17 protein-coding genes and 2 pseudogenes are annotated in these 24,476 nt (G+C 71.3%); 12 read left to right on the top strand and 7 right to left on the bottom strand.

Annotated features, from left to right (window positions below; all coding sequences use genetic code 11):
• The 3 genes from ACWGJY_RS25770 to ACWGJY_RS25760 all read right to left on the bottom strand — a co-directional run.
• Positions 1 to 974: IPT/TIG domain-containing protein (locus ACWGJY_RS25770; protein WP_453263212.1), on the bottom strand; the 974-nt coding region annotated here is incomplete at its 3' end.
• 503 nt (positions 975 to 1,477) lie between these two features.
• Positions 1,478 to 2,137, bottom strand: a complete 660-nt coding sequence (locus tag ACWGJY_RS25765) for a TetR/AcrR family transcriptional regulator (RefSeq protein ID WP_453263211.1) — start codon at positions 2,135 to 2,137, stop codon at positions 1,478 to 1,480.
• Positions 2,131 to 3,381 carry a cytochrome P450 gene (locus ACWGJY_RS25760; RefSeq protein WP_453263210.1) on the bottom strand — a complete coding sequence of 417 codons (1,251 nt, stop codon included), beginning with the start codon at positions 3,379 to 3,381 and terminating at the stop codon, positions 2,131 to 2,133. The genes ACWGJY_RS25765 and ACWGJY_RS25760 overlap by 7 nt, the downstream gene beginning before the upstream one ends.
• 142 nt (positions 3,382 to 3,523) lie before the next feature.
• On the opposite strand from ACWGJY_RS25760, the gene ACWGJY_RS25755 reads away from it, so the two are divergent.
• The 5 genes from ACWGJY_RS25755 to ACWGJY_RS25735 all read left to right on the top strand — a co-directional run bounded on the left by ACWGJY_RS25755 (position 3,524) and on the right by ACWGJY_RS25735 (position 11,628).
• Positions 3,524 to 4,540 (top strand): DUF5954 family protein, encoded by a 1,017-nt coding sequence (locus ACWGJY_RS25755; protein ID WP_453263209.1) that lies wholly within the window; start codon positions 3,524 to 3,526, stop codon positions 4,538 to 4,540.
• A gap of 233 nt (positions 4,541 to 4,773) precedes the next feature.
• Positions 4,774 to 6,756 carry a hypothetical protein gene (locus ACWGJY_RS25750; RefSeq protein WP_453263208.1) on the top strand — a complete coding sequence of 661 codons (1,983 nt, stop codon included), beginning with the start codon at positions 4,774 to 4,776 and terminating at the stop codon, positions 6,754 to 6,756.
• Between the two features lie 37 nt (positions 6,757 to 6,793).
• Complete coding sequence (locus ACWGJY_RS25745; RefSeq protein ID WP_453263207.1) at positions 6,794 to 8,341, top strand: ABC transporter substrate-binding protein; 1,548 nt, start codon at positions 6,794 to 6,796, stop codon at positions 8,339 to 8,341.
• Between the two features lie 387 nt (positions 8,342 to 8,728).
• Entirely contained in the window at positions 8,729 to 10,873 is a 2,145-nt protein-coding gene (locus ACWGJY_RS25740; RefSeq protein WP_453263226.1) for a prolyl oligopeptidase family serine peptidase, read from the top strand.
• Between the two features lie 209 nt (positions 10,874 to 11,082).
• Positions 11,083 to 11,628, top strand: coding sequence for a Rieske (2Fe-2S) protein (locus ACWGJY_RS25735; protein ID WP_453263206.1), 546 nt, complete (start codon positions 11,083 to 11,085; stop codon positions 11,626 to 11,628).
• A gap of 260 nt (positions 11,629 to 11,888) precedes the next feature.
• On the opposite strand, the gene ACWGJY_RS25730 is transcribed toward ACWGJY_RS25735, so the two are convergent.
• A complete protein-coding gene (locus tag ACWGJY_RS25730) occupies positions 11,889 to 12,869 on the bottom strand; it encodes an AraC family transcriptional regulator (protein WP_453263205.1) in 981 nt (326 codons plus the stop codon).
• Positions 12,870 to 13,395: 526 nt separating this feature from the next.
• Between ACWGJY_RS25730 and ACWGJY_RS25725 the strand changes: the two genes are divergently transcribed.
• Both ACWGJY_RS25725 and ACWGJY_RS25720 read left to right on the top strand, forming a co-directional pair.
• Entirely contained in the window at positions 13,396 to 14,616 is a 1,221-nt protein-coding gene (locus ACWGJY_RS25725) for a styrene monooxygenase/indole monooxygenase family protein (protein ID WP_453263204.1), read from the top strand.
• A 74-nt stretch (positions 14,617 to 14,690) separates the two neighbouring features.
• On the top strand, positions 14,691 to 16,415 hold the full coding sequence (locus ACWGJY_RS25720) for a styrene monooxygenase/indole monooxygenase family protein (protein WP_453263203.1): 1,725 nt from the start codon (positions 14,691 to 14,693) through the stop codon (positions 16,413 to 16,415).
• 262 nt (positions 16,416 to 16,677) lie between these two features.
• Here ACWGJY_RS25720 and ACWGJY_RS25715 read toward each other — a convergent pair whose 3' ends face one another.
• On the bottom strand, positions 16,678 to 17,325 hold the full coding sequence (locus tag ACWGJY_RS25715) for a cysteine hydrolase (RefSeq protein WP_453263202.1): 648 nt from the start codon (positions 17,323 to 17,325) through the stop codon (positions 16,678 to 16,680).
• Positions 17,326 to 17,629: 304 nt separating this feature from the next.
• Between ACWGJY_RS25715 and ACWGJY_RS25710 the strand changes: the two genes are divergently transcribed.
• The 3 genes from ACWGJY_RS25710 (at position 17,630) to ACWGJY_RS25700 (ending at position 21,324) form a co-directional block, all read left to right on the top strand.
• Positions 17,630 to 18,112 carry a pyridoxamine 5'-phosphate oxidase family protein gene (locus tag ACWGJY_RS25710; RefSeq protein WP_453263201.1) on the top strand — a complete coding sequence of 161 codons (483 nt, stop codon included), beginning with the start codon at positions 17,630 to 17,632 and terminating at the stop codon, positions 18,110 to 18,112.
• A gap of 238 nt (positions 18,113 to 18,350) precedes the next feature.
• Entirely contained in the window at positions 18,351 to 19,811 is a 1,461-nt protein-coding gene (locus tag ACWGJY_RS25705) for an acyl-CoA synthetase (protein WP_453263200.1), read from the top strand.
• Positions 19,812 to 19,950: 139 nt separating this feature from the next.
• Positions 19,951 to 21,324, top strand: coding sequence for a carboxyl transferase domain-containing protein (locus tag ACWGJY_RS25700; protein WP_453263225.1), 1,374 nt, complete (start codon positions 19,951 to 19,953; stop codon positions 21,322 to 21,324).
• Positions 21,325 to 21,346: 22 nt separating this feature from the next.
• Here ACWGJY_RS25700 and ACWGJY_RS25695 read toward each other — a convergent pair.
• A pseudogene (locus ACWGJY_RS25695) lies at positions 21,347 to 21,875 on the bottom strand (LysR substrate-binding domain-containing protein); the annotation flags it as partial.
• Positions 21,876 to 21,877: 2 nt separating this feature from the next.
• Between ACWGJY_RS25695 and ACWGJY_RS25690 the strand changes: the two are divergent.
• A pseudogene (locus ACWGJY_RS25690) lies at positions 21,878 to 22,057 on the top strand (EamA/RhaT family transporter); the annotation flags it as partial.
• Between the two features lie 382 nt (positions 22,058 to 22,439).
• Here the strand turns inward: ACWGJY_RS25690 and ACWGJY_RS25685 are convergent.
• Positions 22,440 to 23,771 (bottom strand): aminotransferase class I/II-fold pyridoxal phosphate-dependent enzyme, encoded by a 1,332-nt coding sequence (locus tag ACWGJY_RS25685; RefSeq protein ID WP_453263199.1) that lies wholly within the window; start codon positions 23,769 to 23,771, stop codon positions 22,440 to 22,442.
• 35 nt (positions 23,772 to 23,806) lie between these two features.
• Between ACWGJY_RS25685 and ACWGJY_RS25680 the strand changes: the two genes are divergently transcribed.
• The gene (locus ACWGJY_RS25680; protein WP_453263198.1) at positions 23,807 to 24,472 is read left to right on the top strand and encodes a pyridoxamine 5'-phosphate oxidase family protein; all 666 of its coding nucleotides are present in this window, start codon (positions 23,807 to 23,809) and stop codon (positions 24,470 to 24,472) included.
• The last annotated feature ends 4 nt before the right edge of the window (positions 24,473 to 24,476 follow it).

Raw genomic sequence — 24,476 nt, 5'->3', positions numbered from 1 at the left:
TTGAACGTGACCCCGGCCCCGCCCAGACTGCTCCCCGAGATCACAAACGCCGTACCACCCGCAGCACTCCCCGACGACGGCGACAGCAGTGTCACCACCGGCGGTGGCGGCGTGGTGTAGGTGAATCCACCGGCGACCGTGGTGCTGCCGGCCGGTGTGGTGACCACGACCGGGACATTGCCGAGCGGTCCGGCGGGGGTGAAACCGACCAGCGCCGTACCCGACGCATTCACCGAAACCCCCGTCGCCGCAACCCCGTTGAACGTGACCCCGGCCCCGCCCAGACTGCTCCCCGAGATCACAAACGCCGTACCACCCGCAGCACTCCCCGACGACGGCGACAGCAGTGTCACGACGGGAGGGGGTGGGGTGTAGGTGAATCCACCGGCGACGGTGGTGCTCCCCGCCGGTGTCGTGACGACGACCGGGACGTTGCCGGCGGGGCCGGGCGGTGTGGTGCCGGTGAGCACCGTGCCCATGGCGTTGATCGACACTCCGGTGGCCGGAACCCCGTTGAAGGTGACCGTCGCGCCGGTGAGGTGGGTGCCGATGATGGCGAAGGCGGTGCCGCCGGCGGTGGGCCCGCTGTTGGGCACGAGGGCGGTGACCGTGGGACCGGCGGGTGTGACGACGGTGTAGGTGTAGCTCACCGGATTGGTGTTGCCCCGCGGGGTGGTGGCGACCACCTGGACGGTGCCCGCTGCGTGCGGCGGCGCGAGGACGGTGAGCGAACCGCCGGAGGGGTCCTGGGTGACGAGGGTGGCGGGGATGCCGTCGAAGGTGACCTGGCTCGCGCCCTGCAGGCCGGCCCCGGTGAGCAGGACGGTGGTCCCTCCGGTGGTCGGCCCCGAGTCCGGAATGGCCTCGTAGAGCCTCGGGTATCTCGGCCGGTTTCCCCCGTCCCCGCCCCCGTCCCCGCCGGGCCAGGAGCCCGGGGACTGCGGATTTCCTTGCTGCTGTATCACTGCGGACATGGCTTCTCCCTGAGCAGCCGCCGCTCCGTCGCCGTGCACGCACCGCTGCGTGAACGGATCACCGGGGAGCGGAAGTTGCTGCCGTCGAATGCTGGATGTGGATGCCTGCGACGGTAAGGTTCCCGGCAGATCGGAAGAAGGCGTGCAGGTGACAGCAATGACGCGTTCGGCGATCAAAATGACCATACGGAAACGAGCGTCGCTCCCGCACCGCGGAACGGCGTGCGCCTGGTGTTCCGGCACTCCTTTTGCACGCCGGTCAGGGCACGGGCCGGCGGGGCGTGCACGTCGGACGGTCCGCGGCAGACCGGCAGCGGCCCCGGACCACTCGCACGGCAGGGGTGGTCAGCTCTCCACCAACTCCGCATACCCCTTGCCGAGCTGCGCCGTGGCGCACCCCCGGGACGGAGCCCCGCTCTCCGCCGCCCGCCCCGGCCACCTGCTGTGCGTACGCGTCCACCGCATGCACCGGCCGGTGGAACGGCACCGCGGCCGCACCGACGTCACGGGCGGTGGGTGACGGGTGCCAGCCACACCCCGACAATCCCGTCGATCAGGCCGGAGGCCGCGTCGTGCCAGCTGGACCGGGCGGTGGGGGCGCTCTCGGCGAGTGCGCGTTCCCGCTCGGCGCACATGTGCACGATCAACTGCCGTGCCATGGCGCCGCGTTCGATGTGCACCTCGGGCGGCAGGTCGGGCAGGCACCGGTTCAGGCCTTCGACGGTCTGCCGTAGCGCCGGGGACGTGAGCGACTCCTCCACCATGATCTCCCGGAGTGCGGGGTCGGTCATCACCTGGGCGCAAAACCGCGCGTACCAGGTCGGGCTGCCCAGGGCCGCGAGGTGCTCGGGGACCGGGCGGACCAGGCAGGCCACCCACTCCCGCAGGTCGACGCAGTCGCCGGTCCCGGCCAGCAGCCGCACGCGTACCCGCTCGATCTGCTCGGCGTGCTTGCGCGCGATCGCCCGCACCAGATCGGCCTTGGTGCCGAAGTGATAGCCGACCGCGGCGTTGTTGCCCTGCCCCGCGGCCTCACTGACCTGACGGTTGGACACCGCGTACACCCCGTGCTCGGCGAACAGCCGCTCCGCCGCGGTCAGGATCAGCTCCCGCGTCGCGCTGACCTGCTCGGCCCGTACGGTCCTGCCCACCGCGGTCACCACCGCACCGGAACGTCGCGCAGCCCGCCGACGGCGAGGCCTTCGAGCCGGCGCAGATCCTCGACCGGGACGGCCAGTTCCAGGGTGGGCAGCCGGCGCAGCAGAACGTCGAGTACGACCTGCAGCTCCGTGCGGGCCAGCGCCTGCCCCAGACACGAGTGTGCGCCCGCGCCGAATGCCAGATGGGGGTTCGGGCTGCGGCCGAGCATCATCTCCCCGGCATTGCCGAAGGCGGTCTCGTCACGGTTGGCCGCGGCCATGCTGCACACCACCGTGGTGCCGCGCGGCAGCACGGAGCCGGCGACCTCGGCGTCCTCGCCGATGTACCGCGGCATTCCGAATCCGGGGTTGGCGTCACACCGCAGCGCCTCTTCCACCGCGGAACGCACCAGCGACCGGTCCGCCAACAGCTGTTCCCAGCGCCGCCGGTCGGCGAGCAGCATGGCCACCATTTTCCCGATCATGTTCGCCGTGGTCTCGTGCCCGGCGACCAGCAACGCCTGGCCGGTGGCCACCAGTTCCGTGTCGGTCAGCCGGCCGCCCTCGGAATCGGTGGCCGTGATCAGCTCACCGAGCAGGTCGTCGCCCGGCGCCGCCTTCCTGGCGGCCACATGACCCGCCATGTAACGGGTGAACTCGGCCTGTGCCGCATCGACTTCCCGCTGCGCGTACCGGGTCAGGTTGAGCAGCGTGTCGGACCAGTAGGCGAAGGAGTCCCGGTCCGAGTCGGGGACCCCGAGCAGGTCACAGATCACCCACACCGGCAACGGGAACGCCAGGCCGGCCTTGAGATCCGCGGGGTGACCGCGCTCCAGCATGCCGTCGACGAGCCGTTCGGCCATTGCCTCGATGCCCGGTCGCAGCGCGGCCATGCGCCTGGCCGTGAACCATTTGACCACCATCCGCCGCCACCGCTGATGCCCCTCACCGCTCTGGGGGATCGACATCGCCATCGAGCTGTTGAACACCCCGCCCGACTCGCTGTCCGAGAGCCGGGCCGCGTCATCGGCGTTCAACAAGCGGGTGAACCGCGGGTCGGCCAACACCTGTTTGACGTCGTCATAGCGCGTCAGCAGCGACGCCTCATCCCCGCTGGGCAAGGTCACCCGCGCCACCGGACACGTCTCCCGCAGCTGCCCCCACTCCGCCGGCGGCCCGAGCGCCGTCCCACCGGGAATCGGATAGTCCAGCGCCTGCTCACCCTCGCCTTGCCCCACCGCGCACTCCTTCGCTCCGGTCTTCGCCACACGCTCAGGCAACCCGGCCGCACCCCATAAGTCAAGCAACTGACTTACATCTGCCCCACGGGAAACGACAGACCCGTGCCGGACTCTGATCATTTGCGGCGTTCCGGCCGACCGCCCGTCACCCGGACCTCACCATATGCACATGGGTGATGACTGGAAGCGACAGATCGACCGGCTCCACGAAGGGCTGGTGCGCCGCGACGATCCGACCGAGTGGGTAACCGAGGCCGACGCCGTCGACGCCTCCTACCGCTACCCCCATCTCATGCTCCGCGGCCCGGTCTTCGGCATCGCCGCACTCAGCCCCCACACCACCGACGGCTGGCGGCTGCTGAGACCCGCAACCAGCGGCACTCCCCAGGAAGCCCGGGACGCCCTCAACTCGCTGCTGTGGTTCAAGGCGAAGGACGACACCGACGATCCCCGCCACCGCCGCGAACTCCTCGACGCCGTCTCCGTGCTCGAATGCGAACCGGTCGACGAACTCACCGTTCTCGGCGTGCGCTACCGAGTCGTCCGGGGGGACGAGTTCACCCGCAGCGGCCCCAGCGGCCTCGAACCGCCGCGCCCCACGGACCCGCCCCCGGCCGACGCCTCCTGGGACACCCGGCACCAGCCCCCGTCACCCGATCCGGGCTTCGCCCTCGCCCCGGACAAGGACCGCGGCTTCATGGCCGGTGCCATGAAACTGGGGCTCAAGGGGTTCGCCTACTCCGGCCCGCGGTTCCCCGCCGACGTACGCAAGGACTCCGAGCGGGCCCTCACTTCCCACCCCGATGTCGCGCTCCTCCCCGTCGGGTTCGGAGTGGTCGAACGCCACGGCCGCGGATGGCTGCCCAAGGGCGCCCTCATGCCCACACCGCACGACGCCCGTCGGCTGCTCTTCGACGCGATGACCGAATTCTGGCCCCTGCTCCACAAGTTCACCGACCGCCAACGAGCCCGATACGCCCAGGCAGCAGAGCAGTTCAAAGCCGCGGGCCGGGCCGACGAAGCCCGCGTCGGCGACGCCGTGTACCGGATCTGCCGTATCGAGCGGATGGTCCGCTCCGGCCCCGACGGACCGGAACCGCCACGCCCCTCGGACGAGGACGACTACGGTCCGACAAAGATCCACCCCACGATGGACGAGAACGGCACCATCCACCACGGCGGCTGAACCACCGGCCGGCCGCATCCCCAGCGGGAAGCGGCCGGCCGGCGGCCCGCATCGCAGCTCTCCGTCGCCCGTACAGCGCGCCGCATTTCGGGACGTTGGGTGAAACGCTGGCACGTTGTGCGTACGCATGCCAACCTTCTGTAATCAGCCGACGACTGTCGTCGCTGACATCACAGCTGCTGTCAGCACAGCGCTGTCTTCACAGGGGGCCGAGCCGCGTGACGGAACGTCCGTTGGGGATACCAGGGGTCGAGGCGCTCTACGAGGAGTGCCGCACCCGCGTACAGGACGGCAGGGCCGCCGGCACCGGGCGGGGGCTTCCCGCGATCGTCCTCGTCGGCCCGCGCGGCAGCGGCAAGACCACGACGCTGAACTGGCTCGGCTACCTCGGATCGCGGCGGCCGCACGCATATTTCGACTTCGGTTCCGCCGCGACCCGCAGGCCCCACGAGGTCGCCGGCCGTCTGGCGTACGGGCTGTCGCACCGCTTCCCCCGGCAGACACCGCTGGCCTTCCCGCGGCTGACCCTGGGGCTGTTCGTGGTGGCCCCCGAGCTGTCGTTGGACGCGACGGACCCCGAACGGGCCAAGAAGCAGTTGCGCCAGGCGCTGCGCGGGCCCCAGGAGCCCAGCGCCGCGGGCGACCGGGTCGCCGCGGTCGCCGGGCTGCTGCAGGACCTCAACCTGCTCCGGATCCCCGGCGTCAGCCTGCTGGCCAGCCTGATCCGGCAGCCGCCCAGTATGCCGCTGCGGGTCACCCGGCACACCGGATTCGCCTGGTACGCCGGTCCGTTGGCGGCCCTCGACGCACTGGTCGAACTCAATCAGCTGAGCAAGAGCGAGGAGCCGGCGGACCGGGCCGCGGTGGACCGGCGGCTGTGCGAGGCGTTCCTTGCCGATCTGCGCGGCGAATACGCACGGCGCCAACGCGACCGCAACTGCGTCGTGTTGCTGGACAACATCGACGCTCCCGGCGGACGGGAGTTCCTGGACCTGCTGATGGAACTCCGGGACGCCGGCGGGGAACCGGATCCGCTGCTGGCCGTCGCCGCGGCGTCGAACGTCGGCCGGGTGCCCGCGATGTTCGCGAACGGACCGGCGGGCGTACGGGTTCGCGCCCCCGAGCAGGCCTCCTACACCGACTGGGAACAGGCCGTCCCGGACCCGCCGCCGAACCGTTCCTGGCGCTGGTACTGCGTCCAGCTGCGCGGACTGACCGCCGGCGAGACGGCGCAGCTCGGCACGAACACCGCCGCGCGGCTGCCGGAGGCGCCGCTGCTCGCGCACCGGCTGACCGACGGCCATCCATGGAGCGTCCGCCAACTGCTGGCCGCCTCGGCGCGCCTGGTGGGCCGTGAGGAGCCGGAGACGCTGCTGCGGGCGGTGCTCTCCGGCACCGCGCCATCCGCGGAGGGCACCGACGCAGGACCGCCGCTGGAAGAAGCGGCGCGGCAGTATCTGCTCCGGGATCTGACCGACGACCAGCACCGTGCGCTCGTCGAGTGCTGTGCCGCCCGCGAGTTCGACGCCGCATGCGACGCGGGCCTCCTCGACGGCTTCCAGCTGCACACCCGCGATTCGCTGGCCCGGGTGGTCGCGACCCGGCTGTGGCTGGCCGATCCGGTCCCCCAGGATGCCGAAGCGCGCGGCGGCCGGGGTGCCGGGTATCTCGAAGGGGTCCATCCGCACCCGTTGCGCGGCAGCGCCGTCCTGCACCCGTGGCTGCGTCTGCTGCTGTTGCAGGAGTTGGCGGCCCGTCCGGACCGCTGGGACGCCGTCCACGGAAAGCTGCGGACCTGGCACGCCCATCACGGCCACCCGCTGGAAGTGCTGTACCACTCGCTGGCCCTCCACCGGGTGGACGACGTCATCGACCATCTCGCCCGGCGTCTGGTCGAACTCTCCGACACGGACATCTGGCTGTACGAGCTCTACACGATCACCGCCGCGCCGCTTCGTGAACCGGTGGTACCGGAGCAGTCCGCCACGCTGCGGGTGGAGCAGCTGGCCGCCGGCCTCGCGCCCCGCTCGTTCGCGGAACACACACCGCTGACCCTGCTGGTGGTCGGGCTGTGGCTGGCGTCCGATCCACGCAACCGTCTGCCCGGCGCGAATCCCGAGCTCAATCGCACGATCAACGCGATGCTCCAGGACCTGGCCATGCGCTCCGTCCCCCGCCGGATCGGGCTCATGCACGAGGCCGCCAAGTACGTGTGAGCGCAGTGGAGCACCCCGTCCCCTAGGAGCTGGCACCATGCATCTGCCCACGCAACCCGCCGACGAACTGCCCCCTTGGTGGAAGGGATGGCGAGGGGTTGCCGCCCTCCTCGTCGCACTGGCCCTGACAGCCGGCGGACTCTGGTTCTTCTGGCCGGCCACACAGGACAACAGCTGTGCGGCGGACCAGCCGGGGCTGCACTGGTCCGGCACCGGCGCGCAGCGCGAGTGCGTCGGCATCACGGATGAGAAGGCGTTCTCCTTCGACCCCCGGCTCAAGGTGATCACCGACCGGATCGCGCAGGAGAACAGACGGGTCCGCGCCCAGTGGGAGAAGCCCGCAGCCGGCAAGAGCCGCCTGCCCTACGTCAAGGTCGCCGTGCTGACGCCCCTGACGGAAAGCGACACCAGCGCGCTGCCGATCGAGGAGATCCGCACCAGCCTGGAGGGTGCTTTCATCGCGCAGTGCCGGGCGAATGCCTGCCCCGCACTCTCCACGACCAGCTCCACCGGCATTCAGGGCAAGACGCCGCTGATCCAGCTCGTCCTGGCCAACGAGGGCCGTAGTGAGACGCATTGGCAGCCGGTGGTCGGCCAGCTGGCCGACCTGGTCCATGACGCGCATCCCCTGGTCGCGGTCACCGGTATGGGTGTCAGCATCCCGGAGACGCAGGCGGCGGCCACCGAACTCAGCAGGCTCAAGATCCCCGCGATCGGGGCGGTCCTGACCGCCACCGACCTCCATGCGCCGCACCTGTTCAAGGTGTCGCCGTCCAACGTCGACTACGCCAAGGCGCTGCGCCGCTATCTGGACCACTCCCCGCTGGCGGGCCGCCGCGGCTACCTCGTCTTCGACAGCCGGGACGACAACTACGTCAAGACCATGCGCAAGGCCTTCGACGAGGAGTTCGGCGACTACATCGGACGGCGGCGCGCCTCGTTCGTCGGCACGACCGGCCACAGCTCGGCGGGCATCCCCCGGCTCTTCTACAACGCCGTCAACAACATCTGTCTGACCAAGGCGGAAGTGATCTTCTACGCCGGGCGCGACCGCGACCTCGCCGATCTCGTCCGGGCCCTGTCCACCCGTAGCCAGTGCGGTCATGACACGCCGATCACGGTGATGACCGGGGCAACGGGAACGTTTGCGCAGGGACAGCAGGTACGGGGCCTGCTCAAGGACAACAAGATCACCATTTTGGACGTCGCGGCAACGAGCCCCGCCCAGTGGACCCGTGGCGTCCATGCCCCGCCCGGCTTCAAGCCCTTCCACCAGGCCCTGCGGGATCTGGGCTTCCCCGACTCGGTGATGGACGACGGATACGCGATCATGCACCACGATGCCGTGCTGACCGCGGTGTGGGCCACGCGCAGCGTCACCGGCCAGACCGGCAAGGAAGCGCCCGACGTCCAGGACGTCTACAACGAGATCACCAATCTGCACGACGCGAGCACCGTTCCCGCGGCCGGCGGAGAACTCAGCTTCGACGACGCCTCCAACGGCTGGCCGCACAACAAGCCGGTGCCTGTCATCCGGCTGCCCGAGCCCCTCAAGGATCCCGGCCCGCCGTATCTGGTGCCGTGACCGGGGTCCGCGGTGCGCAGGAGCCGGCTCGGCAGCGACCGGGGGTGGACGGGCACCTCGAACTCCGGGTCGTACAGTTCGTCGTCCTCTTCGACCGGAACGGCCGGCCGGTCCCCGCGCCGCCGGATGCGTGAAAGTCGGGCGCCATCGGCTGCCGGGGGACACCCTCCCTGGACCGGCCTGCGGCTTTCCCGGTCCTGACCGGTCCCTGCCCGGTCTCTCGCTCACCGGGAAGCGCGGGCGTCGCGGTCCGCTCTTTTCCGTGGCTCTCGGACCTGCCTATGTTGCCTCCAGGGATCGCCGCACCCGGGACCACCGCGGACCCGGCCCCTCAGCATCCTGGAGGACAGCACCTTGCACCGCAGCACCGTGAACTCCGCCCCCACCATGAGCTCGGCACCGTCTCCGCGCTCCACGCATTCGGCTGATTTCCCCCGTCAGTTCGCCCGCAGCCGCCGCTTCTCCCTCGGAGTGCCCCGGCACTTCACCGTCTCCCCCGACGGCAGCCGGGTGCTCTTCGTCCGGACGGTCTCGGGCACCGATCCCGTCGGCCGGCTGTGGCAGTACGAGGACGGCGCGGAACGGCTGTTGGCCGATCCGGCTCTCCTGGTGGGCGCCGGCTCCGGAGCGGTCCCGCAGGAGGAGCGGCTGCGCCGGGAGCGCGCCCGGGAGCGGTCCGTGGGAGTGGTGTCCTATGCGGCCGACGGCGCCGCCCGCCTTGTGGCGTTCGCGCTGTCCGGGGCCCTGTGGGCGGTACGCACCGAGGGCGGCACGCCGTTCTCCGTGCCCGCCGCCGGTCCGGTGGTCGACCCCCGCCCCTCCCCCGACGGCCGGCACATCGCCTATGTGAGCCGCCGCTGTCTCCATGTCGTCGATCTGACCGGCGCCGACCGTCAACTGGCCCGTGCGGAGGGCCCCGAGATCTCCTACGGCCTCGCCGAATACGTCGCTGCCGAGTCCATGCACCGGATGCGCGGCTACTGGTGGGCACCGGACAGCCGCCATGTCCTGGTGGCCAGGGTCGACACCGGCCCGGTGGAACGGCGTTACGTCAGCGATCCGGCCGACCCGGCGAAGCGGCCGCAGGCGATCCCCTACCCGGCGGCCGGCACCCCCAACGCGGAGGTCACCCTGCAGCTCCTCTCCCTGGCGGGGGAACGGGTCGACGTGGAGTGGGACCGGACGGCGTACGAGTACCTCGTGGACGCCGGCTGGGATGCGCACGGCCCGTTTCTCGCCGTGCAGAGCCGTGACCAGCGCATCGTGCGTACCCTCTCGGTCGATCCGGCGACCGGGGCCACCGAGGTGCTGCATGAGCGGACCGATCCCGCATGGGTGGAGCTCGTCTCCGGTACCCCGGCCCGTACGGCGTCGGGCGCGCTGGTGCTCCCGGAGGACGACGGTGACACCCGGTATCTGACCGTCGGCGGCCGACGGGTCACCCCGGACGGGCTGCAGCTGTGCGGAGTCCTCGGGGTCGAGGGCGAGCAGGTGCTGTTCACCGCGAGCGAGGACCCGTTGGAGACCCATGTGTGGTGCCATGAGCCCGGCCACGGCACCCGTCGGCTGAGCCGGGGTCCCGGCAGGTACACCGGCGTGCGGCGGGGCGGCACGGTCGTCCTGTCAGGGGTGACACCGCGGGGCACGGAAGTGGGCGTGCTGCGGGGAACGGAACCGGGGATGCCGGCGGGGGCCGCAAAGGGCGCGGCGTACCGGCCCATCGGCTCGCTCGCGGAGGAGCCGGCGGTCACCCCGCGACCGCTCCATCTGACCCTCGGTGAGCGGCAGTTGCACGGCGCGCTCTTCCTGCCGTCGTGGCACGAGGAGGGTGCCGGGAAGCTGCCGGTGCTGCTCGACCCCTACGGCGGCCCGGCCATGCAGCTCGTGGGACGGGCCCGCGGATGGCCCAGCTGTGTGTCGCAGTGGTTTGCCGAGCAGGGGTTCGCGGTGCTGGTGGTCGACGGGCGTGGGACCCCGAACCGGGGCCCGGCCTGGGAGAAGGCGATTCACGGTGACCAGCTGACGCCCCCGCTGGAGGACCAGGTGGACGCGCTGCGGGCGGCCGGAGCGCGCTTCGGCGACCTGGATCTGACGCGGGTGGCGATCCGTGGCTGGTCGTTCGGCGGGTTCCTGGCCGCGGCCGCGGTGCTGCACCACCCCGACATCTTCCACGCGGCGGTGGCCGGCGCCCCGCCCACCGACCAGCGGCTGTACGACACCCACTGGAAGGAACGGTTCCTGGGCCACCCGGAGGAGCATCCGGAGAACTATGCACGCTCCTCCCTCACCGGCCGCGGCCATCTGCTGCGCCGCCCGTTGCTGCTGATCCACGGGCTCGCGGACGACAATGTGGCGGCCGCGCACACCCTGCGCTTCTCCGCGGAGCTGCTCGCGGCGGGCAGACCGCACAGCGTGCTGCCGCTGCCCGGCGCCACACATCTGCCGGCCGACGACGCGGTCAATGAGCAGCTGCTGCACTTCCAGCGGGACTTCCTGCTGGATGCGCTGGGGGAGCACGCCGACGGGGGCTGAGGGGGCCCGGTGGTGCGCTCGGCGGTGCGCTCCGGCGGTGCGCCCGGCGTTCCAGGCCGCGGCTCCTCATCGGCCCTCCACAGGGGCCGCTTCGGCGGAGCGACATCATCCCGCGTTGAACATGCCGGGCCATCGCTCCGTATGGACCTTGTGCAACGTCCTGGAGCACCACGCGCACCGAAGGCACCACCAAGAACCGGAGGCACACCATGGCTCGACAGGCAGCGTCGGAGCGGACGGAGACCGAAGCGGTGACGGCGGCGGAGGACACCGGCCGGCCGACGGCAGGGGGCAAAGCGGCACGGCGCACCGTCGTCGCGGCGGTCGGCGCGGCCGGGCTGACGGCGGCGCTCGCAGCCTGCGGCGGCAGCACGGCGGACGCGGGCAGCGGCGACTCCAAGGCCGCGGGTGGTGACCAGGCCGGCGGCTCGGGCGCGAGCGGTGGGGGCGCCGCCGGTGGCGGGAGCGGCACGGTCCTCGCCAAGACCTCCGAGATCCCCCAGGGCGGCGGCAAGATCTTCAAGGCCGACAAGGTCGTCGTCACCCAGCCGAAGGACGGCGAGATCAAAGCGTTCTCCGCGATCTGCACCCACGCGGGCTGCGTCGTCGGCGAGGTCTCCGGCGGCACCATCAACTGCATGTGTCACGGCAGCAAGTTCGACATCAACGACGGCAGTGTGAAGAAGGGCCCCGCCACCAAGGGGCTGGCGCCCGCCAAGGTGAACGTCAAGGGAGGCTCGGTCGCCCTCGGCTGACGGCCCGGCCGCCCGGCCGCTCGCCGGGCTGGAGTCCCGGCGGGCGGGTGTCCCGTGCGCCGCTCCAGCCGGCTGGGGAGAACCTGGGGAGAAGCAAGCCCGCTCCCCTTCGAGCTGCCGCCCGCCGCCCCGCCCCGGCCTGGCGGCCCTGCCTGGTCGAGGCCGAGCGGCACCGTCAGGACGGAGGACAGACACAACGGCCTGCATCGTCCGGCCCGCCGCCCGCTGATCGACAGGGCGGCCGAAAGACCGAATTTCTCCTACGACCGCAACGTCTCCGAAGGCGACTCCCCGAACTGTTGGCGGTACGCGAGTGAGAAACGCCCCGGGTGCAGGAAGCCCCAGCGGGAGGCGACGGCGGTGACGGTCGCGGCACCAGGGTCGGAGGCCAGGAGTTCCTTGCGTACGCGGTCCAGACGGACCTCGCGCAGGTACGCGAGCGGTGTCGTGTCGAGATGCCGGCGGAAGCCTTCCTGAAGGGCCCGTACGCCGACGCCGACGCATTCCGCGATCTCCGCGACCGTGAGCGGCTCAGCGGCGTGTCCCTCGATGACCTCCATGGCACGGCGGACCGCGGGCGGTGCGACGCGCGGCTGCTCGCCGAGCAGCGCCGAGGTGTAGTTGTGGGGCTGAGCCATCAACAGCTGGGTCATGAGGAGTGATTCAAGCTGTTTTGTCACGAAGGGCTGGCTTGTCATGCCACCAGGCCCCTCCGCCTCCCGGCGCATGAGGTCGACGATGTTGAGCCAGGATCGGGAGCCCGGCGTGGTGAGGTTCATGCCGAGCGAGAAGTGGATCGGGCGGCGCACGGTGCGGCCGAGCAAACTGCCCAGGTGCGATTCCAGCGACGATCGGTCGAACCACACGATCAGCTGCGGATTGCCGTCACCCCAGCGCATGTCCAACTTTCCGTCCGGAGAGGGGACAGAAGCGAGTTCTGGGGAGGAAATGATCTCCTCGCGGCCGCAGGTGATTTCGGCGTAACCGGCGAGCGGGATCTGGACGAGGAAAAAGCTCTCCAGATCGCCCGGTGTGATCCGGACTTCCGTTCCGTAATCGAGGTAATAGAGACCTGTCCGATCGAAGGGTGCGCCGTGCAGCCTGGCGTCGAGCGTCGCCGAGCGCCGCATGATGCGCAGCTCATGCGGGCAGAAGGCGCGCCCGACCTCGGCCCGCGCCTCCCAAATGTCCGCTGTATGGAACCGCTGGTGATTTGCGAGGGGGGACTCTTCAGCGGGCATGTGAACCTCCACCGCCGAGATGCGCGATCGGGACAGCAACCCGCGTGATCCGGATAGCGCAGGTGATCTTGCCATACCAAGATTGCCCCCTGACCACCGCGGACCCGAGAAAATCCTGGGAATCAGCAATGCAGGGAATGCCGGGCCGGACTGCGCTCGTCAGAGGCGGAGTCACGCCCAGTGGACAGGCCGTCGCATGCGTGCTGCGCGTATGACACGCGACCGGCGCGGCGAGGGCCGCCAAGGCCGTACCCCCGCACGTCGCGGCACCCTTGCCGCTGCTGCCCCGGCTCGCCGATTCGGCCGGGCCCCTTTGGCCGGCCGGGTTACTCGGGGCCCATCCCCCGGTCCTACGGGTGACCCGGCCTCCCGCGGCTGCCCGCCGGCCCCCTCCGGCGGGCAGCCGCATTCCACACAACCGCCGCCCACTCGCTGACGCCGCCACGTGCCGAAACGCCGCACAGCGCACGGCACTGCACGGCACCGCTCAAAAAACCGCACACCCCAATCCCCGGAGATCCCCCTCATGCGCAAGATCACCATCGTCGGAGCCGGCCAGGCCGGTCTCCAGCTCGGCATCGGCCTGGTCGACCACGGTTTTGACGTCACCCTCGTGTCCAACCGCACCGGAGACCAGATCCGCGACGGCCGGGTCGTGTCCAGCCAGGCCATGTTCGGCACCGCGCTGGCCCACGAGCGCAACCTCGGCCTCGACTTCTGGGGCGACGCCTGCCCGTCGATCGACGGTCTCGGCGTGAGCATCGCCGACGGCCAGGGTGGCCGGGCGCTCTCCTTCGACGCCCGCCTCGAGGCCACCGCCCGCTCCATCGACCAGCGCGTGAAAATGCCACTCTGGATGGGCGAGTTCGCGCGCCGCGGCGGCCGTCTGGAGCTCTGTGAGGCCGGCCTCGAGGACCTGGAGCGCTACGCCGCCGAGTCCGACCTGGTGATCGTCGCGGCCGGCAAGGGCGAGATCGCCGGGCTGTTCGAGCGGGACGCCATGCGTTCCCCGTACGACGCTCCGCAGCGCGCGCTGGCCCTGGCGTACGTCACCGGCATGGCACCGCTGCCCGACCGCCCCGGCGTCAGCTTCAACGTCATCCCCGGCGTGGGTGAGTACTTCACCATGCCCAGCCTCACCACCAGCGGCCCTTGCGACATCATGTTCTTCGAGGGCATCCCGGGTGGCCCGCTCGACTGCTTCGACGGGCTCACCCCCCACCAGCAGCTGGCGAAGTTCCAGGAGCTGCTGCGGAGGTACGTGCCGTGGGAGGCCGAGCGCTGCACCGATGTCACGCTCACCGACTGGAACGGCACCCTCGCGGGCCGCTTCGCGCCGACCGTCCGCAAGCCCGTCGCCACGCTGCCCTCCGGCGCGCAGGTCCTCGGCCTCGCCGACGTCGTCGTCCTCAACGACCCGATCACCGGCCAGGGGTCCAACAACGCCTCGAAGTGCGCGGCCTCCTACCTCGCCACCATCCTGGACCACGGCGAGCGCCCGTACGACGTCGCGTTCATGGAGCTGGCCTTCGGCCGCTTCTGGGACAACGCGCAGTCTGCCACGGTCTGGACCAACGCGATGCTCGGTGCCCCGCCGCAGCACGTCCTGGAGATCTTCGGCGCGGCGAGCGCCAACTCCCGTATCGCCGCACGCTTCGTCAACGGCTTCGACGACCCGCGCGACTTGATGCACTGGTTCCTGGACCCGGTCGCCGCGAAGAATTACCTAACAGAGAGCGGCGCCTGAGTGGCCCTCAGGAGCCGCCAAAGCAACTGACACTACGTCAGCGAACAAACGTCACGAGATCGGGACAGCAGTACATGAGAAGGATCGCGGTGGTTGGCGCCGGGCAGGCGGGTGCCCAACTCGCCCTGGGCCTCCAGGCGCACGGTTATGACGTCACCTTGGTCACCGACCGCGACCCCGACGAGATACGTCGCGGCCCGGTCATGTCCAGCCAGTGCATGTTCGACACCGCGCTGCAGAGCGAGCGCGAACTCGGCCTGCACCACTGGGAGGACCAGGCCCCGGACATCTCCGGCATCGCGCTCTCTCTCATCGGTCCGCACGGTACTCCGAACGTCTCCTGGCGCGCACTGCTGGAGGGCCCTGCACACTCCGTCGACCAGCGGGTCAAGTGTGCCGCCTGGATCGAGCAGTTCGCGGACGGCGACCGCGGCGAGATCGTGCTGCACGAGGCGGGCGTCAACGACCTCGAATGGTACGCCCGTACGCACGATCTCGTCGTGGTCTCCACGGGCAAGGGCGAACTGAGCCAACTCTTCCCGCGCAACTCCGAACTCTCCCCGTACGACCGGCCGCGCCGTGCGCTTGCCCTGACGTACGTCACGGGAACGGCACCGCGGGAGGGGGAGGACGCCGTCCACTACCGCCTGGTCCCCGGCGTCGGCGAATACTTCTCCTTCCCTGCCCTCACCACCACCGGCCCCTGCGACATCATGGTCTTCGAAGGTGTCCCCGGCGGCCCGATGGACTGCTGGGACGACATCCGCACACCTGAAGGCCACCTCACCCGCTCACTGGAAATCCTCCACCGGTTCTTCCCCGACGAATACGAGCGCTACCGGCACGCCCGACTCACCGACAGCGGCGGCGTGTTGCGCGGCAGGCTCACGCCGACCGTCCGGCACCCCGTCGCCCGCCTGGCCTCCGGCCGGCACGTCCTCGGCATGGCCGACGCCGTCATCCTCAACGATCCGATCACCGGCCAGGGTTCGAACAACGCGGCCCAGGCCGCGACCCACTACCTCGACAGCATCCTCCGCCACGGCACCGCCGAATTCACCCCGCAGTGGATGCAGCTCACCTTCGACAACTTCTGGCGCGGCTGGGCTCAATGGGCCGTCGGCTGGACCAACTCCCTCCTGACCGACCTGAGTCCCCACCACCACGAACTCCTGACAGCGGCGGCCGAGATCCCCTCTGTCGCCGGCGCCCTCGCCGCCGGATTCGACGACCCGCGCACCCTCTACCGCTGGTGGTTCGAGGAGGCCGAGGCACACCGCTTCCTTGCCGAGAAGCGCGCCCAGCACGCCGCCCGCATCGACGGCCGCGAACTGCGCCGCGCGCTGGGCCAGTACGCCACCGGCGTGACCGTGGTGACGGCCCGCGCCCCCGACGGCCGCAACGTCGGCATGACCGCGAACTCCTTCACGTCCGTCTCGTTGAACCCGCCCCTCGTCCTGTGGTGCCCCGGCAAAAACAGCCCGAGCCTCCCGGACTTCACCGACGCCTCGCACTTCGCCGTCCACATACTGGCCGCCGACCAGCACCACCTCTCCCGCCAGTTCGCCACCCCGGCCGACGACAAATTCCGCGGTACCCCCACCACCCCCGGCATCGCCGGCACCCCCCTCCTGGACGGCGCGGTCGCCCGCTTCCAATGCCGCACCGTCCAACGCCTCGACGCCGGCGACCACATCATCTTCCTCGGCGAGGTCGAACAGTACGAGGCCGACGGCGGTACCCCTCTGGTGTTCCACTCGGGGTACTACCACGTGGCGACGAAGCATCCAGATCTGTGAACGCGCATGCGGATCCGTTCCGTTCTTCTGCGCGATGGAGAGAGACTTCCCGAGGTTGTCCCATGACACCGGACTTCCCCTCCAGACGCCCCGGGCGCGACGGTCTCCGTCCGCGCCCGGGGCGTCGAGGGTGACGCTGCGCCGCGCCCCGGACCCCCTATGTCCCGGCCATGTAATTCGTCACGAACCGGTGGATCTCGCGGTCGGCGCCGCATTCTCCGCCGAGGAGTGCCTGCTGCGCCCGGCCGTCCGCCGTGCCGGGTCAGCGGGCACGGCGCGGGCGTCGCCAGCCGGTCAGGATGTCGTCGGTGGTGGTGACGGTGGCCACCAGAGCGAGGGTGTTGCGGACCATTGCGGGGGTGTAGTCGGCAGGCACCCCCGCAATGGCGTCCGCGGGCACCACGGCCGTGTATCCGAGGTTGACCGCGTCGAACACGGCATTGGGGATGGCCACATTCGCCGACACCCCGGTGACGACAAGTGTCCGGCACCCGAAGTTGCGCAGCAGCGCGTCCACCTCGGTGCCGGCGATCGGCGAGAGGCCGTGCAGTCTGCGCACCACCAGGTCGTCGCCCGAGACGGGTATCGGATCGGCGATGCGTACCGCGGTGGATCCGGTGAGCTGCTGGACGGGCAGCCGCTCGGCCGCCTTGAAGAGGCGGGCGTTGTGGCTGGCGCCGCGGCCGTCGGGACGGCGTTCGGCCACGGCGTGCAGCACCTGGACGCCGGCGTCATGGGCGGCCGCCACCAGCCGGGCGACATTCGCCAGCGCCCCCGACTTACGGGCCGCGTCGGCCAGTTCGGGCAGCGCACTGTCCGGACCGACCACACCGTGTTGGCACTCGACGGTGAGCAGCACCGTCGAGGCCGGGTCCAGTTGCTCGATGAGCCGTGCAGCACCCGAGGACATCGCATTCCCTTCTGACGTGCCGGTTTTCCTGCGGACCGGCTTTCCTGCGGACATGGTCCTGCCGGACGCGTTTCCCCGGAGGGCCTGGTTCCTCGCCTGACCAGGCTCCCCGTCCGACCCATGACCCGGTTTCCCGGCCTGTCCGGGCCGGGCGAGGGTACCGGGCATTGCGCACGCCAGGAAGTACCCCCATGATTCCTGACACTCAGTCAGATGAACGGGGTCGGTTTCAGGCAAGCAGATCGGTTTCAGGCAAGCAGGTCAGTTCCCCTGCGCGGGGGCACACGACGGAGGGCGATGACGGATGGCCGGCACACAACGGCGCGGGCGCCGGATCATGATGACGCAGGACGAGCTCGACGCGTTCCTCGCGGCGCGGCGCACCTGCCGGGTCGCGACGGTCGGCGCAGACGGTGCGCCGCATGTGGGGGCGCTGTGGTTCGTCTGGGACGGTACGGCCCTGTGGCTGTATTCGATCACCCGCAGCAAGCGGTGGGCGCAATTGCGCAAGGACCCGCGGATCGCGGTGGTCGTCGATGACGGGCACGAGTACGGCGAGCTGCGCGGGGCCGAGCTGGCGGGCCGCGCGGACTTCGTCGGCGAGGCGCCGCGCACCGGTGAGCCGTGCCCCGGCCTCGACACCCCGGAGCGGCTCTTCGCGGAGAAGTACTTCGGGATGCCTGGGATATCCGGAATATCCAGGATGCCGCACGACGGCCGCCATGCGTGGCTGCGCCTGACGCCGGAGTCGATCACGTCGTGGGACTTCCGCAAGATCCCGGGGTGAACGGGATGTGCGGGGTGAACGGGATGAATGAGGTGAGCGGGGTGAGTGGGAGGGCGCGGGGTGCGTCGGGGCGATGCCCGCGGACGATAGGGCCGGGGTCGGTTACCCGGAGGTGATCGCATTGTCAGTGGTCTCTGCGAGAGTGGTGTGGGTCAGCCCGTTCGGCACCGGCAGGGGTGCGGGAGCGGGACGGCCCGGCCGCGACGGGCCGGGCGCCGACGAGGACGAAGGAGATCCGGTGAACGTGCTCTTCCCCGCGCTGCGCGACGCTTCGCCCGCGCCCGCGCTGCGCTTCGGCGACCGTGCCCTCAGCTATCACCAGTTGGCGTCGGTGGCCGGTGCGCTCGCCGAGCGGATCGCCGGTGAGACCCGTATCGCCGTCTGGGCGACGCCGACGCTGGAGACCTCGGTCGGTGTGGTGGCCGCGCTGCTCGCCGGAGTGGCCGTGGTGCCGGTGAATCCGAAGATCGGCGAGAGCGAGCTGGCGCATATCGTGACGGACAGCGCCCCGTCTCTCGTCCTGGCCGAGCCGGGTGCCGATCTGCCGGAGCCGCTCGCCGCGCTGTCCCGGGTCGACATCGAGGCCGCGGAGCCGCCGGAGGACGCCGAGCCGGCCCCGCTGCCGTACGAACCGGGCGACGAGGCACCGGCCCTGATCGTCTACACCTCCGGCACGACCGGGCCGCCCAAGGGCGTCGTCCTCCCCCGGCGTGCCCTTGCACACACCCTCGACGCCCTGGAGGACGCCTGGCAGTGGACCGCCGATGACGTCCTCGTCCATGCCCTGCCGCTCTTCCATGTCCATGGTCTGATCCTCGGCATCCTCGGCCCGCTGCGCCGCGGTGGCAGCGTTCACCACCTGGGACGCTTCAGCACCGACGCAGTCACCCGCGAGCTGTCCGCGGACGGCACGATGCTGTTCGGCGTGCCGACGATGTACCACCGCCTGGCCGCCGAGGCCGGCCGTGACCCCGCGCTCGCCAAGGCGCTCTCCCGCGCCCGGCTGCTGGTCTCCGGCTCGGCCGCACTCCCACTGACCGATCATGAGCGGATCGCGGCGGCCTCCGGCCGGCGGGTGATCGAGCGCTACGGCATGACGGAAACCCTCATGAACACCAGCGTGCGGGCGGACGGCCCCGGTGCCGTGGGCACGGTAGGGGTGCCGCTGCCGGGGGTGTACGTCCGCCTCGTCGACGACGCGGGCCAGGCCATCGAGGCGAACGACGCCGAGACGGTCGGCGAGATCCAGGTCCGCGGCCCGAATCTCTTCGTCGAGTACCTCAATCGTCCCGATGCCACCGCCGCCGCCTTCGACGGGGGATGGTTCCGCACCGGCGACATGGCGGTCCGGGACGCCGCCGGGAACTACCGCATCGTGGGCCGCAAGGCCACCGATCTGATCAAGAGCGGCGGCTACAAGATCGGTGCGGGTGAGATCGAGAATGCGCTGCTGGCCCACCCCGGGGTCGCCGAGGCCGCCGTCACCGGCGCACCGGATGAGGATCTCGGCGAGCGGATCGTCGCCTGGGTCGTGGCCGAGACGGGTCCGGACACCGGCCCCCCGCCCTCCGGCCAGGAGCTCACCGAGCATGTCGCCCGCCAGCTCGCGCCACACAAGCGTCCGCGTACGGTGCACTTCCTGGACGCCCTGCCGCGCAATGACATGGGCAAGATCCTCAAGCGTGAGCTCCGTGCGTAACGGCGGAGGCGGCGCGGCCGGAAACGGCACCGGGGCCGCAGGGGCCCGAGGCCAGGCCGGCGACGACGGCCGAGAAGCAGCCGACGAGGCCACGGCGGGCAACCGGGCTCCGGCCACTGCTGCCACTGCTGCCACGACGATGCCGTGTGCCCGGCTGACGGCCCGTCAAGCGATCGCCGCCGTGGCGGACAGCTACACCGAGACAACCGTTCCCGACGGTCGTGGGCCGTCGGTCGCGGCACCCTCCGCACCCGACGGCCCACTCGGCTGGCGCGGCTACGACGACGCAAGGGCCCGCGCCCGCGCCCGGACCGGCGAGGACGAGTCGGTGGTCACGGCCCTGGCCACGATAGGCGGCAGGGAAACGGTCGTGCTCTCCTTCGAGTTCCGCTATCTGGGCGGCTCCCTCGGTGAGCGCACCGGCGACCTTCTGGAGGCCGCCTGCACCCAGGCGCGCGAGCGCGGTCTGCCGGTCGTCTCCCTGATCGCCACGGGCGGCAGCCGGATACAGGAAGGGATGCGCGCGCTGACCCAACTCCAGCGGGTGGCACGGCAGTCGGCGCTGAACCGTGCCGCGGGTCTGCCGCAGATCGCCGTGCTGCGCGATCCGGCGACCGGCGGCGGCTGGGCCACCCTCGGCGCGGGCGCCGATGTCATCCTCGCGCTCCCCGGGGCCCAGATCGGCTTCGCGGGCTCACGGGTGCGGCCCCCCGATGCCGATCCCCACGCCTACTCCGCCGAGGGACAGCTCGCCTCGGGCCATATCGACGCCGTCGTCCCGCCCGACCGGCTGCGCGCCACGCTCCGGCAGTGGCTGCAACTGCTGTGCCCACCGCAGGAGTCCCGCACGCACTCCGTGGAGCCGGCGCCCCCGCCGCACACACTCGGCGTGCCCGAGCTGCCGGAGACCGGCTGGGGTGCAGTGATCCGCGCCCGTGAACCCCGGCGGCCGCGCGCCGAGGCGTATCTGCGCGCGTACTTCGACGACCGGGAGGAGATCAGCGGCGACCGCTGCGGCGGCATCGACCCCGGGATACGGTGCGGATTCGGTCATCGCGAGGGGCGCACGATCGCCTTCGCCGCCCAGTGCGGCACGGCCACCCGCCCCGCCGGTTTCCGAACCGCCGCGCGTCTGGTCCGGCTCGCCGGCCGGCTGGGCATCCCGGTCCTCACCCTCGTGGACACCCCGGGCGCCGCCAACGACGCGGCGGCCGAGCGGGCCGGCGCCGGGGCGGCCATCGCCGACGCCTTCGCGGCGCTCGCCGGCGCCGAGGTGCCCGTCACCTCCCTGCTCATCGGTGAAGGAGGTTCGGGCGGCGCACTGGCCCTCGCCGCACCGGACCGGCTCTGGGCGACACCGGACAGCTACTTCTCCGTGATCGCCCCGGAGCTGGCCGCGGCCATCCTCAAACGCGACGAAACGCAGATCCACGACACCGCCGGCCAACTCCGCCTCCGTCCGCAGGACTTGCTGGAACTCGGCGTCATCCGCGGCATCGTCCCACCGGCCTGAGGGGGCCCGGAGGCCATCGGCCTCAGCAGCCCTCCACACGCTTCCCGGCCGCACGGAGCGCGCCCACGGCGGCACGGATCGACGGTCTGCGGTCGGCGTCCGCGCGCCAGATGGCATAGACATGCCGGCGCATCGTATGGCGCACGGGCACCACGCTCACCCCCTCCGGCACCGGCCCGCGGCCGAGGCGCGGAGCCACCGCGACGCCCAGCCCGGAAGCGATCAAGGCCAGTTGGGTGTGGTGCTCCTCGACCATGTGCGCGATGCGCGGCTCCACGCCCTTGCTGCGCAGGGTGAACATCAGCCAGTCGTGGCAGAACTGGCCCGCGGCCAGGAGATCCACTCATCGTCCGCGAATTCCTCCAGCTCCACGGACCGCCGCCCGGCGAGCGGATGGGTGGACGGCATCACCACATCGGCCGGATCGTCCAGGAGCGGGCCTTCGCCAGCCCTTCGGGCAGCGACGGCGGCCGGTTGTACCAGTCCAGGACGACGGCGAGATCGATATCGCCGCGCACCACGCCCCGTACCGACTCGTCCGGTTCCCTCTCCGTTGGTCACGTACTTCATCCCCGTGATCGCCACCGCGGCAGGAGCGGCCCTCCCGCACGAACAGCTGAGCTGGAACACCCCGGTGGGCGCCGTCATCGTCCTGGCCGGAGCCGCCCTCCCCCAGAGCAAGCCCCGCCCGAGCAGCCCGTCACTCCCCCGGCCCGGCTCCACCACCGACTGACGACACCCCCGGGCACCACGCCCGGGGCCTCCGAAAGCCTGAGCCCTTGAGTCCTGGACCCCTTTGACCCCTTGACCCCTGGACCCCTTGAGCTCCTGAGTGCTTGGGCACCGGCTCGGGGCTCCTGCCTCTGTGGGCTTCGTGCACCGCGGGGTCACCACCCGTCAGGCGGCATCCGCGCAGCACACAACGCATCGGAGGACCCTGACCATCCGGCCCCCGGGCCCACCCCCGACCCCGACCCCGACCAGGGTCGTCCGCTCCCTCACAGGACACCCCCACGGCCGGCCGCCCGTGACCACGGCGAGTGGCTGCACCGCCCCCGTATCTCCCCTCCCCTCCCCTCCCCCCGCCCCACCCACCCCTCACTCACACCGCTCACTCACTCATACCGCCGCACCTCCCCCACCCCCGTTGCCGCCGTAATGGCATCCGCGACGGAGGTGATGTCGTCGTCGGAGAGCGCGGAGACGGTGATACGGATGCCGGGCGGGGACTGCAGGCGGAAGCGCGCGCCGGGGGCCACCGCCCAGCCGGAGTGCAGAAGCCGGGCCACCGCGCCGGTCTCGTCCGGAACCGGTACCCACACGTTCATACCGCTGCGGCCCCGCGCGCGGACCCCGCGCTCCGCCAGTGCCCGTATCAGCGCCTCGCGCCGTCGGCCGTACGCCTTGGCCACCGCATGCGCGTCGACCGCGGACGTCCGCCACAGGTGGAGGACCGTGTCCTGGAGCAGATGGCTGATCCAGCCGGGGCCGAGGCCCTGGCGGCCCCGCACCCGGTCGATGGTCAGCGGATCGCCGGTGAGCACCGCCAGCCGCAGATCCGGGCCGTACGCCTTGGCCGTCGAGCGGACCAGGACCCAGTGGTCGGTGACGCCGGAGAGCGGATGGAGCGGGACGTCGACGATGCCATGACCGTGGTCGTCCTCGATGAGGAGGACGCCGGGGTGCGCGGCCAGGAGAGTCCGGAGTTCGGTGGCGCGGGCGCGGCTGACGGCGGCTCCGGTGGGGTTCTGCGCCCGGTCAGTGATGACCACGGCACGGGCGCCGTCCTGGAGGGCGCGCGCCAGCTGCTCCGGCAGCGGGCCGTCGTCGTCCACCCCGACGGGGGCGGGACGGAGCCCGAGCGCCGGGATGAGGTCCAGCAGGCTGCCCCATCCCGGGTCTTCCACCGCCACGGTGTCGCCGGGTCGCAGATGGGCGGCCAGCACCCGCTCTATTGCGTCCAGTGAGCCGCTGGTGACGGCGACGGGGCCCGTCGGCACACCGTCGTCGGCGAACGCCGCGCGGGCGAGGGTCGCAAGGTCGTCGTCCACAGCAGGCGTGCCGTAGAGCACGGGGCGCCGGGTGCTGCGCGCCGCGGCCTGTGCGAGCGCCCGCTCGAGCGGGGGCAGCAGGGCCGGATCGGGGTTCCCGTCGGAGGCGTCGCGGACGCCGGGCGGCACCTCCACCCGCAGCGCCTCGCGTGGCGTGCTCGCAGGGCGGGGACGCACCCGGCTGCCACGCCGGCCCGCGGTTTCGATCACCCCGCGGTCACGGAGCGTGCGGTACGCGGCCGCGACCGTATTCGGATTGACCTCCAGATAGACGGCCAACTCTCTTAGCGGGGGCAGCACTTCGCCCGGTTGGAGCTCGCCCGCACCGACGGCTCGCTCGACACTGGCGGCAATCTCCGATGCGCGCCGCCCTTCGATCCGATACTCTCCTAGCACAAACATGATTATGCACTAGTGCAATGGAGTTGGCAATGGCACGAGTCGAGGCGTACGAACCGACCGCGCGCACGACCCCCACCCGCGCCCGCGAACGCGCGGCCTACGACCACGAGACGGTGCACGCCATCCTCGACGCGGGTTACGTCTGCCATCTGGGCTTTGTCCGCGACGGCTCCCCCGTCGTCCTGCCGACGCTCTACGGCCGCGTCGGCGACCGCCTCTATCTGCACGGGTCGACCGGATCCCGCCCACTGCGGATGGCCGGTGAGACACCGGACCCCGGCCTGGAGGTATGCGTCACGGTCACTCACGTCGACGGTCTGGTGCTGGCCAGGTCCGCGTTCCACCACTCCGTCAACTACCGCTGTGTCGTGGTGCACGGCACCGCGCACCAGGTGACCGGCCACGAGGAGAAGACGGCCGCGCTCGACGCGCTCGTCGACCATGTGGTGCCCGGACGCGCCGCGGACTCCCGGCCGGGCAACGCCAAGGAACTCGCCGCGACCGCCGTGATCCGGCTCGATCTGCGCGAGGCCTCCGCCAAGATCCGCAGCGGCGGCCCCCACGACGAACCCGAGGACCTCGCGCTGCCGTACTGGAGTGGTGTCCTGCCCGTGGCACCGGTGTACGGCACCCCCATACCGTCCGACGATCTCGCGCCCGGCACACCCGAGCCGGCGTATCTCTCCGCCCGCTGAGGAG

The sequence above is a fragment of the Streptomyces sp. NPDC054765 genome, from assembly GCF_053612065.1.
This window is presented reverse-complemented; position numbering and strand designations above follow the sequence as displayed.